Annotated in this window: 11 protein-coding genes; all 11 read right to left on the reverse strand. The window is 56.4% G+C overall.

What is annotated here, in order from left to right:
- Position 1: 1 nt before the first annotated feature.
- A complete protein-coding gene (locus ACUTJJ_RS15490; RefSeq protein ID WP_063948159.1) occupies positions 2-859 on the reverse strand; it encodes a carbohydrate ABC transporter permease in 858 nt (285 codons plus the stop codon).
- A 10-nt stretch (positions 860-869) separates the two neighbouring features.
- Complete coding sequence (locus tag ACUTJJ_RS15495; protein ID WP_209087082.1) at positions 870-1,793, reverse strand: carbohydrate ABC transporter permease; 924 nt, start codon at positions 1,791-1,793, stop codon at positions 870-872.
- A 131-nt stretch (positions 1,794-1,924) separates the two neighbouring features.
- Entirely contained in the window at positions 1,925-3,367 is a 1,443-nt protein-coding gene (locus ACUTJJ_RS15500; RefSeq protein WP_445542718.1) for an extracellular solute-binding protein, read from the reverse strand.
- A 116-nt stretch (positions 3,368-3,483) separates the two neighbouring features.
- Positions 3,484-4,455, reverse strand: coding sequence for a sugar-binding transcriptional regulator (locus tag ACUTJJ_RS15505; RefSeq protein ID WP_209089680.1), 972 nt, complete (start codon positions 4,453-4,455; stop codon positions 3,484-3,486).
- A 745-nt stretch (positions 4,456-5,200) separates the two neighbouring features.
- A complete protein-coding gene (locus tag ACUTJJ_RS15510; RefSeq protein ID WP_445542719.1) occupies positions 5,201-6,220 on the reverse strand; it encodes an ABC transporter ATP-binding protein in 1,020 nt (339 codons plus the stop codon).
- 193 nt (positions 6,221-6,413) lie between these two features.
- Entirely contained in the window at positions 6,414-7,481 is a 1,068-nt protein-coding gene (locus tag ACUTJJ_RS15515) for a Gfo/Idh/MocA family protein (RefSeq protein WP_445542720.1), read from the reverse strand.
- Complete coding sequence (locus ACUTJJ_RS15520; protein WP_445542721.1) at positions 7,478-8,320, reverse strand: carbohydrate ABC transporter permease; 843 nt, start codon at positions 8,318-8,320, stop codon at positions 7,478-7,480. The genes ACUTJJ_RS15515 and ACUTJJ_RS15520 overlap by 4 nt, the downstream gene beginning before the upstream one ends.
- Positions 8,321-8,330: 10 nt before the next feature.
- On the reverse strand, positions 8,331-9,278 hold the full coding sequence (locus tag ACUTJJ_RS15525) for a carbohydrate ABC transporter permease (RefSeq protein WP_209089678.1): 948 nt from the start codon (positions 9,276-9,278) through the stop codon (positions 8,331-8,333).
- A gap of 134 nt (positions 9,279-9,412) precedes the next feature.
- Positions 9,413-10,669 carry an ABC transporter substrate-binding protein gene (locus tag ACUTJJ_RS15530; RefSeq protein WP_445542722.1) on the reverse strand — a complete coding sequence of 419 codons (1,257 nt, stop codon included), beginning with the start codon at positions 10,667-10,669 and terminating at the stop codon, positions 9,413-9,415.
- Positions 10,670-11,246: 577 nt separating this feature from the next.
- Positions 11,247-12,734, reverse strand: coding sequence for a xylulokinase (locus tag ACUTJJ_RS15535; protein WP_445542723.1), 1,488 nt, complete (start codon positions 12,732-12,734; stop codon positions 11,247-11,249).
- 116 nt (positions 12,735-12,850) lie between these two features.
- Positions 12,851-13,369: sugar-binding domain-containing protein (locus tag ACUTJJ_RS15540; RefSeq protein WP_445542724.1), on the reverse strand; the 519-nt coding region annotated here is incomplete at its 5' end.

Here is a 13,369-nt window from a genome sequence, read left to right on the forward strand (position 1 = left end):
ATTACCCCTTCACCGCGCCCAGCGACAGACCTTCAACAAGGTAACGCTGGGCATAGAGTGCTAGCGCCAGCGTCGGCGCGATCGACAGAACGATGGCGGCGGCAATCTGGCCATACTGGATCCCGGAAGAGGTGACGAAGGCAAGCGCCCCGACCGTCACCGGTTGTTTGGACGCAGATGCCAGCACCAGCGCGAAGATGAAATTGTTCCAGGCAAAGATGAAAGCAAGCAGACCGGCAGCGGCGATACCTGGCCCGGCGAGCGGCAGCGCGATCTTGCGGAAAGTGGCGAACCAGGAATTGCCGGCAATGCGGTAGGCATATTCGACATCGGCCGAAATATCTTCGAAATATCCCCGTACGATCCAAAGTATAAGCGGCAGGCAGATCAGCTGGTAGACCCAGATAAGGCCAATATAGGTATCGGAAAGCCCGAGCCATTGAAAATACTGAGTGAGAGGCAGGAGTACCAGGAGCGGAGGTGCAAAACGGAAGGAGAGCAGCGTGAAGGCAATGTCCTCCGAACCGCGAAACTTGTGCCGAGCGAAGGCATATGCCGCCGGAACGCCGAGCATTAGCGATACGGCAACGGATGCCGCCGAGAGAAAAACCGAGTTGCCAAGATTACCCATGAAAGCAATGTCGAGCGTCCCGGCAGCTGACGTCAGCTTTCCGGTAATCAGTGCGTTGTAGTTTGACAGCGTGGGTGTGAAGGCGAGCGATGGTGGGATTTGCAGGATCGTTTCGTTCGTCTGGAACGACATCATGAAGATCCAGAAGATCGGGAACATGAAGAAGAGGATGATGAGCGTCAGCGCGATACCGCGTAAAACTTTTGCGAGCGTGGATGTGTTTTCCATGGTTTCCTCCTCAGGCTTCGCCACGTGCCCGCTCGCGCAGGCGTAGCCAGTTCTTGATAAAGACATTGGAGAGAACGTAGGTGATCGCCCACAGAATAATCAGAAGCGCTGCAGAGCGGCCGACATTGGTGGACTGGAAAAAGTTGAGATAAGCCTCGACCTGGAACACGGTCAGCGTATCGCCCGGCCCGCCCTGGGTCATCGCATAGATGATGTCGAACTGCTGTATGGAGTCGAGCAGGCGAAACAGCGTCGCCGTCAGGATGTAAGGCGTCAACATTGGCAGGGTGATGCGGAAAAACACGAATGTATGCGGCACGCCGTCCAGGGCAGCAGCCTCGAAGGGCTGGGTCGGCAGCGAGCGCAGGCCTGCCAGCAGCAGGATCATGATGAAAGGCGTGTAGACCCAAATATCGACCAGTACCACCGTGAGTAATGCGGTGTCGGGGGACGAGGCCCAGCGGAAATTTTCGAGTCCGATGAGCCCTGCGAGGTAGCTGAGAATACCGAAGCCCGGATTGGTCATCAGCTTCCACATCAGCGCGGCCAGCGCCGGAGCGATCATCAACGGCATCAAAAGCATGATCGAGACAAAGTTATTGAAGGTCGACCGCTTCTGCAAAAGCAATGCTATGCCGAGACCGAGCAGCAACTCGAACACCACCGTCAGGCCGGCGTAAGTAAGCGACACCCGTAGCGTGTCCCAGAAGCTCTGATCGGTGAAGAAATTCAGATAGTTTTCACCCCAGTTGAGTTGCCGCGCCCATGGCTGGCTCAGGCGATAACGCTGAAGGGAGTTGATGAACGCTGTAAAAAATGGGATCAGAATGCCGATGCAGACCAGCAGCGCCGGGAGGCTGAGTACATAGGGAAGAGCCCTCTTGCTGATCCTGAAACCGCTTGACGCCTTGCGCGCCGTTGCCACAGAAGCCATGGTCCAGCTCCTTCCGGATATCTGGGTGAATGAAATGATAAAGGGGATGCGCGCGACCGTTCAGCACGCCTGACAGACGGACGGACGGACGGGTACGCGGCATTTTGCCCTGCACCCGCCAGCCGGAGACATCAACCGAGACCGGCTTCCTTCAGCTGGCCGTTAATGCTTTCAACCAGCCGGTCGAGCCCTTCATCCACCGGGACTTCCTTGGCCACCATCTTCTGGAGGGTGGCCGCCCATTCGGTGGTAACGTCAAAGAAGAGAGGCTGTGCCGTGAACTTGATCGATGCGCCCGGAGCCGAGACGTTGAACATGTCCACATAACCCGGATAGCTCTTGTTGAGCCTCTCCGTGAAGGCTGGGTCTTTCCAGACCGACTGGCGGACGGGGTTGACGAAGTCCATCTTGGTCGCGCCAAAAATGGCATGCTCAAGTCCCGAGGCCCACTGCAGGAAGTACCATGCGGCATCCTTGTCCTTGGCAAAGTTGGACATGGCCAGCGACCAGATCCATATGTTCGGCGTCGGGCTCTGCGCGTCGGGATTGGCGGCAAAACCGGCATAGGCCAGTTCTCCCTTCATCTTGTTATCGCCGCCATTCATGAAATAGCCGAGGATGTCTGCGTCATAGATCATTGCCGAGGCGCCAGCACCGAGATCGGTGCCCACCTGATACCAGGTATATGTCGACCAGTCCTTCGGACCGCTCTCCTGGATCATCTGCACCCATTTCGCATGAAAGGCCTTGGATTCCTTGGTATTCATCGCCGCGGAAAGTTTGCCGTCGCTGGAGACGTTGAGGTCCTTCTGGCCAAAGTTGACGTAACCCGAGAGAAAGCCAGGGTGGATCGTCGCCCACGAGCGCGAACCGCGGACGCCGATGCCGTAGATGCCGCCAATATCCTTTTTAAGCTTCGCAGACGTCTCCAAGAGCTCATCGAGATGTTTCGGAACGGTTACGCCGGCTTTATCGAACATCTTTTTGTTGTAGGTGAGATTGTTCTGTTCGAAGCCCCACGGAATGCACCATTGCTTGGCGTCGTCCGAGCCGAGTGCGCCACCGGGTTTGCCGTTCCACGCACATGAGTTCTTCACGCCGGGCAGGAAGTCGTCCCATGCGTATTTCGGGTTTGTCTTGGCGGGATCGTTGATCCACTCCTTAAGGTCGGTGATCCAGCCGGCAGGGCCGTAGGTCCATGTCATATAGGCGCCGGTCATGAAGGCATCGTATTCCGAAGAGCCGGACGACAGCGCTGCCGTCACCTTGTCGAAATAGACATCTTCCGGGAAAACGTCATAGGTCACATTCATGCCTGTCAGGTCTTTGAATGCCTGAAGGTTGGCGATCATTGCATCGGCGTAAGGGTGTTTGTTGAGCAGCAGTTTCAGAGATTTGCCGGAATGCACCTTCCAGTCGAAATCCGCAGCGAGCGCCTCTGTCGACATCATGTTGAAAAGAGTGCCAGCAGAACCGGCGGTCATGCCCAATGCCCCCAGCCCCCTCAACAGGGCGCGGCGATCCACCTGTCTACGCAGGAACGCGCCGATGAGGTCTTTTTCCTTCTCATACATTGTGTTCTCCTCCTCTACACGGGTATCAAAAAGCTGTCTTAAGCACCGGATATCTGACCGGTCAGTCCTCCTCAAAATCGTGATATGCCCTGCCCTCCATGCTCAGCAGTCACGAATTATTTCTTTTGATCGACACTCACCAGAGCCCTGGCTGTGCGCTCATCCGTGATCAGGCCGCTGAGAAAACGGCTTTCCAGCACGGAAAAAATGGCTTTGGTTTTGCCTTTGCCGGCAGCGACGGCAACTGTCCGGCGATCGCGCAGCTCATCTCGGCCGAGGGTAAAGGTCCGGTTAGAGAGCGCCGTTTCGATAGGCTGCCCTCGATCGTCGAAGAAATGGCCGAGCAGTTCGCCAACGGCACCGCTGTTGCGGATGTCATCGATCTCGCTGGTTTCGATCATGCCAGTGAACACGAGCGAGGCTTCGCGCTCGGTGGTGCCGATACCGACGAACAGCAGATCGGCGCTTTTGGCGAGCTGGAATACGTCAGATACGCCACGTTGATTGAACAACACATCACGATCTTCGACCGTATTGGCGAAGAAAGGCACCGGCATGACATAGGCTTCTCCCGCAACGCGGTCCGCCAGCCTATGGATCACATCATGCGGGTTGGCAGAGAATTTTCGCGTCAGACCACCAAGCAGTGAGACGAAGCGCGTCCGGCCCGCAGTCATGCGCGGTAGATATTCGACACAGGCGCTAAGCGTGCGACCATGGCCAACGCCAATGAGCATATCTTCGCCGCGTTCGATTTCCCGCTTGAGGAATTGTGCGCCGGCGATGCCGAGTGCACGCAACGGTAGATCGGCGTCGTCGAATTCCGGCACGACTTCACAATAATTGAGGCCGAAACGTTCGCAAAGGGCCTGCTCGAGGGCCACGCATTCCGAAACTTCACCGTCGATATAAACCTTCACCAGGCCGTCCTGGTTTGCTTTCATAATAAGGCGGTGGGCTTTCAGTGAGGTGAGACCAAGACGCTTGGCAACCTCAGCCTGGGTAAGGCCGCCCGCATAATGCAGCCATGCCGCCCGCGTTGCCATGCTCGCCTCGTCCTCACGCAAAGTGCCACCAATTCCTGCCATCATAGTTTTGCCTGCATGATAATTTTATCAACGTATGAAAAAATTGTCACAGCCCGGACAGCGTGTCAATAGTGGAGTGAACCACTCGGACTCAAACTCTGGACAAAATGAGCCACCTGCGATTGACGCCCGCAAAGTGAATCCGTTTTTCATTGACTAAGCTGGAGGCGCTGGCTCCAAAACCGGCTCAGTTCTACCTGTACACCAACAGCATATTAAGTCTCACGAAGCGTGGGATTTGAATGTGGGATGCTCGGCCATGACCGACCGAGATCCTCTTTACCCCGCGCCATCGTTTTCCCGTCTGAACCAAAGCTCCTGCCGTGTTGCTTTAATTCCCGGAGAGGGGTTTCAAGAAATCTGCACAGCGAGGATAACTGGAATCTCTGCCTGACGTCCGCTAGATACCGTGAAAAGGCGATCGCGCCGAAACCAAAGCCAGACTCTCGAAGCAAAGGTCGTTCGCCGCCACCCGTGCTCCGCTACGGCGCTTGCCAGGACGACGTGACCTGCGGTGTTATGCAGAGCGTCAAACTTCCGCACCGACGAAGCCAATTCGTCACCTTGAACTTTAACTTCCTGATACAACGGCAACGGAAAGCATCGTGTTTGAACGGCGGGTGGGGACCGATTATCGGGATGGCCTCGCATGTACGATAACCAGTTGAACGATCCCTGCACCAATGCCAATAACCAATAGAGTTGGCGACGGGCCCTTCGCCTGCTTGATCGCATCTCAAGCCGATTAAACTTTTAAAAGGACGCGATCATCCGCGTCGAAGTGATGCGCGCGATCGTGGCTTGGCGTCGCGAAAACGACGTCGTCCGGCTCGTAGCGGTGGTCTGCGAACAATCGAACCGTTAAAAGTCCCACGGTTTCACTGTCGACATACACTACGGTGTCGGCACCAAGATGTTCAACATGAACAACTTTTCCGCGCCAATCTCCTTTGTCGTGCGACAATTCGATATGTTCGGGCCGGATTCCAATCGTCGCGACTTTCTCGCTGACGACAATACCGGCCGCCTTTCCGGCCTTGATGAAATTCATCCGCGGCGATCCGATGAAGCCGGCAACGAAGATGTTGGCGGGCCTGTTGTACAGTTCCATGGGTGAACCGACCTGCTCGATCTGTCCGGCATTGAGCACGACAATCTTGTCAGCCAAGGTCATCGCCTCAACCTGATCATGCGTAACGTAGATCATGGTCGCCTTGAGGCGACGGTGCAATGCGGCAATCTCAAGCCGCGTCTGGACGCGTAGTGCCGCATCCAGGTTCGAGAGCGGTTCGTCAAACAGGAAGAGTTTAGGCTCTCGTACGATGGCGCGGCCAATGGCAACGCGCTGACGTTGGCCCCCGGACAATTCTGAGGGACGACGGGCAAGATAGGAACCAAGTGACAACATCGCCGACGCGTCAGCAACGCGTTTTTCAATTTCTGACTTGTCAGTCCCCGCTTGCCGCAGTCCAAGAGCCATGTTTTCCTTGACCGTCAGATGCGGGTATAGGGCGTAGGATTGAAAAACCATGGCAATCCCACGCTTGGCCGGCGGAACGCCTGCGACCTCCTTGCCGTCGATCTTGATCGAGCCGGAGGTTAGATCCTCAAGACCGGCAATCGATCGCAACAATGTCGACTTGCCGCAACCAGATGGCCCGACAAAGATAACGAATTCGCCATCCTTGACGTCGAGGTCGATACCCTTCAACACCTCAAGGTTCCCATATGCCTTACGGATGGAGCTTAAATGTAACGAACCCACTCGCTTATTCCTTTAGGAGCTCAATCAACAGCGTTTCCACTTTTCCCGGAACGCTCTCACTCGTTATTTTCACGCTGCTTTTACCGGAAATATTTCAGATCGCTTTGGTTACTCCTTGAATCGCTGAATCTATCTAATTGTTTGTTTTGCAATGATTTTAAAGAAAGCCGCGTCACGCTTGCCTCAAAACGCTCTAGAGCCGGACCGGTTTGCCAAACCTTATGCTTTTATCGGCGGCAAGGCATATCCTCAGGGACTGAATTGCATCGTCTATGTGGCGGCTGAGATCCATGTCCTGGCGAATGGCCTCCAGTACGTAGGCCTGTTCGCGGTCGCACAGCTCCTGATGACCCGGCTCGCCGGCCATCGTCATGTCCTGATCAGCTTTAATGAACTTCCCGTCGAGGCCGGTCGCCGCGCTGTGCAGGCGGATGACCGACGTCCTGGTATGCGTATCGATATCGTCGGACTTGGCGTTCGGATCCATGACGATCGACACCGCGCCGTTCGGCGACATCACATCCTTCACGAAGAACGCCGTTTCCGAAATCATCGGTCCCCAGCTGGCTTCGTACCAACCGACCGAGCCGTCTTCGAAAATCACCTGCAGGTGGCCGTAATTATACATGTCCGCGGCGATCTCGTTCGAAAGGCGCAGGCCCATTCCCCGAACCTCGACCGGCTTCGCATCGGTGATCTGGCACATGACGTCGACATAATGGACGCCACAATCGACGATCGGCGGCGTCGTGTTCATCAACGACTTGTGCGTTTCCCAGGTCGCGCCGCTGGACTGCTGGTTGAGATTCATGCGGAAGACATAGGGCCCCCCCAGCTTGCGTGCTTCCCCGATCAGCGTGATCCAGGACGGATGATGGCGCAGGATATAGCCGATCACCAGCTTCTTGCCGGCTTTCGACGCCGCCGTGACGACGCGCTGCGCATCGGCAACGGTCGTTGCCAGCGGCTTTTCGACAAAAACATGGCAGCCCGCCTCGAAAGCAGCAACAGCGTAATCGGCGTGACTGTCGGAATACGTGTTGATCGAACAAAGATCCGGCTTCAACTCGGCGAGCGCCGTCATGAAATTGGCATGGATCGTGTACTGCTCCAGCTCGGGGGCGATCTTGCTCGGCTTGGAACGGTTGACGAGACCGACGATCTCGTAGCCCGGATTGTTGTGATAGGCGAGCGCATGACTTCGGCCCATGTTGCCGAGACCCACCACAAGAACGCGGATCGGTTTTTCGACAATGCTCATTTGACTGCTCCTGCCGTGATGCCGCGGATCAACTGTCGCGAGAAAATGACATAAAGAATAAGGATCGGCATGATCGCCAGCGACAGTGCTGCGAGCACCGCGTTCCAGTTCGTCACGAACTGGCCGATAAAGATCTGCGAGCCGAGTGTGATCGTCTTTGTTGCCTCGGAGGGCGCGAGGATCAGCGGGAACCAGAGATCATTCCATATTGGGATCATCGTGAACACGGCAACCGTCGCCAGGGCAGGCCGTACCAGCGGCAGCACCAGTCGAAAGAAGATCGCGTATTCCGACAGGCCATCGATGCGCCCGGCATTCTTCAAGTCGTCGGAAACGTTGTGCATGAATTCCGACAGAATGAAGATCGCGAGCGGAATGCCTTGCGCTGTATAGACGAGAACAAGCGCCGTCAGGGAATTTACCAATCCCGCCGCAGCCATGTCCTGCAGGATCGCCACGGTCCCGAGCCTGATCGGAATCATGATGCCGATTGCCATATAAAGACCAACGAGCGTGTTGCCGCGGAAGCGGTACTCCGAAAGCGCGAAGGCCGCCATGGCGCCAAACAGCAGGACTAGGAAGATCGACACGATGGCAACGATGAAGCTGTTCTGGAAATAGAGCGCGAAATCGCCCTGTCCCAGGACCGTCTGGTAACCGACCAGGCTGAAGGTTGACGATGTCGGCACCTGCATCGGCGTGCGGAAGATCGCATTGCGGTCCTTAAAAGAATTGATGATTGTCAGAAAAACCGGGAAGATCGCGATCAACGTGTATGCCATGAGCGCCAGATGAACCAGGAGGGCGCGGATAGGGTAAGTGCGGGCCTTGCCGGACATCGTTGGCCCTTCAGAATTTGTAGCGGCGCATGCGGCGCTGGATGGCAAAAAGATAGAAGGACACTCCGGCGAGAATGATCAGGAACATGACCGTCGCGATGGTCGCCCCCATTGAGCGATCGCCAAGCTGCAACTGAAAGCCGAAGAAGGTGCGATAGAGAAGCGTTCCCAGGATATCGGTGGACATGTCAGGTCCTGCAAGCGCGCCCTGGACGGTATAAATGAGGTCGAAGGCGTTAAAGTTGCCCACGAAGGTGAGAATCGACACGATCCCGATCGCCGGCAGGATAAGCGGAAGCTTGATCTTCCAGAATTGACTCCAACCCGTAATGCCGTCCATTTCGGCGGCCTCGATAACTTCATCGGGGATACTCAGAAGTGCTGCATAGATCACCATCATCGGGATGCCTACATATTGCCAGTTCGAGATCAAAGACACCGCAAGCAACGCCGGGCCGGATTGTCCGAGCCACGGGGCGAAGAACGATTTCAGCCCGATCAAGCTCATCAGCCAGGGCGCAACGCCCCAGATCGGGGAGAGGATGAGCTTCCAGATAAAACCGACGATGACGAACGAAAGCAGTGTCGGAAGAAAAATCGCGGTGCGATAGAAGGCCGCGAAACGCAAGCGAGGTGTGGACAGGAGCGCCGCCAGCGCGATGCCGACAGGGTTCTGGATCCCCATATGAACAGCAAAGAACACGAGATTGTTGCGCAATGCATTCCAAAAGTCGTGCGCCCAGCGGCTTTCCCCAAAAAGCGTGGCGTAATTCTTCAGACCAACGAAGGCCGGTGCGCCGTCAACCGTATTGTAGAACGAAAGCCGAAGCGTTTCGATCAACGGCAGAATCATGATCGCCGTGTACACCAGGAAGGCCGGCAACAGAAAAATGACGATGTGCCATCTGACGGGGCGCCTGATCGCGGGGGATTTCGATATGACCCGGGTATCGTTCATCATCAACGCCTCAATGTTATATTGTGTACGGGATGCAGACCGCGCCACATCGGCGGTGGCGCTGTCCACATGTTCCCGTAAACGATGCCAATCGCCCCTCGCGCAGAGGGGTTACATGTCACACCGGACGTTGGTCACTTCGCAGGCTTATACCAGCTGTCGAGGCCCTTTTGGAGCTTCTCGGCGGCAACCTGGGGGGTATCGGTGCCGTTGATGACATTGGCCGATTCCACCCAGGTCGCGTTTTCGAGATTCGGCGTGCCGCGCGACAGGATCTGATAGGTCGAACGGACGGTCGACTTGTACGGGCCGCGCCAGGAAACAAATTCCTGGGCGAGCGGATCGCTCATCTTGACCGGGCTTGAATTCAGGCTGAAAAAGCCCGGCAGGGAGTTCGCATAGATATCCGCGAACTCAGGCGAGGCGACCCAGGTGAGAAATTTTTTGGCTTCTTCCCGAGATGCACTCTTGGCGTTCAGGCCGATAGCGATATCCGGATGGTCGGAGATGTAGCCCTGGTCGCCAGCCTTGGCAACCGGCGGCGGGAAGGCGCCCATCTTGAACTGGGCCTGGCTGTTGAACAGCGCGATTTCCCAGGAGCCGGCCGGATAGATGGCGGCGCGGCCGAGCGTGAAGAGGTTTTGGCTGTCTGAGTAGGTCTGGGCTTCAAAACCGTCACCGAGATAGGGCTTCCACTTGGCCAGCTTTTCATACGGCTTGACCCAGGCGGCGTCGGTGAGCTTTTGCTTGCCGGAGATCAGAGCGGCACGGCCTTCCTCACCCTTCCAATAGTTCGGTCCGATATTCTGGTAGCCCATGGTTGCGGCTTCCCAGAGGTCCTTCGTGCCCATGGCGAGCGGTATGTAAGTGCCGTCGGCCTTGATCTTGTCGAGGGCGGCGAAGAATTGGTCTTCGGTCTTAGGAACGGCGATCCCGAGCTTGTCGAAGGCATCCTTGTTGTACATGAAGCCGTGGATGACCGACGCCATCGGCACGCAGAAGGTGGATTTGCCGTCGTCGGTCGACCAGGCCGCCTTGGCGACCGACGTGAAGTTTTCCATGCCCGACAGGCTGGTCAGGTCCGTCAGCTGTTTCTTGTTGAAGAGTTCGAGCGAAGCGTCGAATGGACGGCAGGTGATAAAATCTCCGGCGGAACCGGCGTCAAGCTTGGCGTTCAGCGAAGCGTTGTACTCCGTCGGCGCGGTCGGCGCGAAGACGACCTTGATTCCTGGATTCTTGGCTTCGAAAGCCGGGATGATCTTTTCCTGCCAGATCTTCAAGTCGTCGTTTCGCCAGCTTTCGATCGTCAAGGTGACCTCGGCCGCGTTCGCGCTCGCGGCTGCGGAAAACATCGTCGTGGCGAGCAGTATATTGGTAATCAACACCTTCATTTCATTCTCCCTCTTCATTTTTTCAGTTGTTGAAATGATTTTATTTTGCCCTTCTCCCTTTGAGCACGCCTCAGATTTTGTTTGGATGTAACGAGAAACGCGCGCCGTTAAGGACTGCCTTCGATTGGCGAGAAGTCGCCGACTTCACTGCAGAACAATTTGATGGCTTGATCTGCACTGACCCCTCAGGCTTGGGGCACCTCAAGAGCATCAATTCTCTCCATGGTCGGAGCTATAGTCTTCAAGAAAAAAGTACCTCTACCGGATCGCGAGAGTTACATGCGGCAATAGTATCGGCAGCTTCACGCCTAATTTCGAGAATTTACTCCCTCGCCCCTCAAAACAACGCCATAAAGATACTAAAATACACCATTTGTCCAGTTGGTTTTAATCTTGAATATTCCAATATTAAATGCAGAAAACACTAATTTATATTGAGAAAAATTACAATTTTATTATATTGGCATTGACGTAAGGAACTGCAGCATTTTCCTATCAAAGCGACGTCACCTGAAATGCACTTGGTTTAACGCATTGCCCGGACGTGAAATCCGATCCGGATTTCACTGGAAATGCTCTAGATGACGCCATGTAAGGCGGGATAGAGGCCGCCTTGACGTGCTGAAAGGGCGCGCCAATCGTCGCGTGTATGCAAATCAGGATCAACCTGTTCGGCAAGACGAGTCATGGCACGGGCTGCTGCAGCAAAATTCTCGTACCAGCCATGACCGACGGCTGCGCTGATTCCGGCGCCAAGGGCGGACGCTTGGTTGGAGAGGCTGCGGATAACGGGCAGACCGCTCGCGTCCGCTACTATCTGGCGCCAAAGCGAGCTTTCGGCCCCGCCACCGATGACGAATATACGATCCGCTTCAATACCCACCGTGCGCATCTGTTCGAGCGAGCGTACAAACTCCAGCGTGATCGCCTCTATCGAGGCGCGATAGAGATGAGACATGCCCGTTTCGGGGCCCATGCCGACGAAAGCAGCGCGGGCGGTCATATCCCAATGAGGGTCCATGCAGCCGAGGAGATAGGTTGACACCGTGACCCCGCCCGAGCCTATCGGCAAACCGCGCGCCTCCGCCTCCAGCTTTCCGAAAATTTCCGCGCTGCTGCGGCTGCCTGCAAAAGTTTCGAGCAACCAATTGATGAAATAAGCGCCTCCGCGCTGGCAGTTCTCCAGAAGATAACCTTCCCCGCTCGGCGAGGTGAGCGTTCGCCAGTATCGACTTAGTTCAGCCGTTGGTGACCAAAGACCGCCCACGACGGCGGTTCCGAGATTGAGATAGGCGATGCCGGAACTGATGGCACCGACGCCCAGAGCCGCGCAATGGCCATCACCGCCCGCCGCATAGACGGGTGTGCCGATCCGCAACCCTGTCGCAGATGCGGCATCTGCTGTCACGCTACCGATGAAAGAACCCGGTCGATGGGCGTGCGGCAGTTTTGTCGGCGGGATACCGAGATGGTCGAGAATTTCGTGAGACCAGACTTTCTTCTCTATATCGAAAATTCCAAAGGGATCGCCGCTCGTCCAGCTTGCGGCTGCGTTCCCCGTCAATTTCCGTACGAGGAAATCATGGACGCTGAGTATCTGTGCGGCTTTGTCGAGCAGGGCGGGATCAGTCTCCCGCAGATGACGCAGACGATAAACGCAGGGAATGACATCCACCGGCTTTCCCGAAATGGCGTGTATGCGCTCGCCCCCAAGTTCCCTCGCCAGCAAGGGAACCATTTCGGCGGCGCGGCGATCCAGCCAGAGGGTTGCCGGCGCGAGCGCCCTGCCTTCTGCATCAAGCAAGACCATGGTTTCACGCTGGTTGGAAATGGCGATACCATCGATCCTTTCGGCGGCGACCTGCCGCGTCAAGGACTTCAGTGCGTCTGTGGCGGCCGTCCACCAATCGTCAGCGTTTTGCTCCGCTTTCAAGGGGTGAGGGGTTTTGATGACATGCGGCGCGCGACCCTCTGCGCGCGGTGTGCCGTCCATGGTCCAGGCGATCGCCTTGACCGACTGGGTCGATGAATCGATGCCGACGACATAATGTTCCCTGTCCTGCATAAACACTCCTCCCATCCCGTCGCCCGGTGCCGCTTTCTCGCCCCGGTGAATTCGTAGTGTTGTGGCCTTTGCCCCCGACCGGCGTCTCCCACGCTACCCGGGCCCCTGTTGCTGCTTCAGTCGGACAAGAGGACTTCGGCCGTTGCCACGTCCGTCACGAAATGTGTGGCGTAACCGGCGTTCAGCGTCGCCTTGATTGCTGCGATTTTAAGCGATCCTCCCGCCAGACAGATGCGATTGCGCACTCGGCGCAACTCATCAAGCGTGATACCGACCATGCGCTCGTCATGATCGCCGCCGAGCGGGCGCCCACCCGCGTCGATAAAACGGCCGATAATGACAGCAACCGCGCCGCGAGCCACATAATCTTCCATCTCTTCCTTGCTGGCGATGCCAGAAAGACGCACCGTGCTCTTCGGCCCGATATCGCCGACACCGAAAAGCACATGGTTGGTGGAGTGCACCAGTTCCATTTGCTTCTTGAGGATAGGCTCGGCAAGCAGCTGGGCCTTGAGTTCCCGCGTTGTCAGAAAAGCGGGCGCCAGCAGGTTGACGCAGCGCGCATGAATACGGTTCGACAGGAGCGAGGTACAGAATTCCGGCGAGAAATCGCGCTCGCCCGTCGAGCTTCCCGA

Source organism: Agrobacterium sp. DKPNP3, assembly GCF_052686535.1.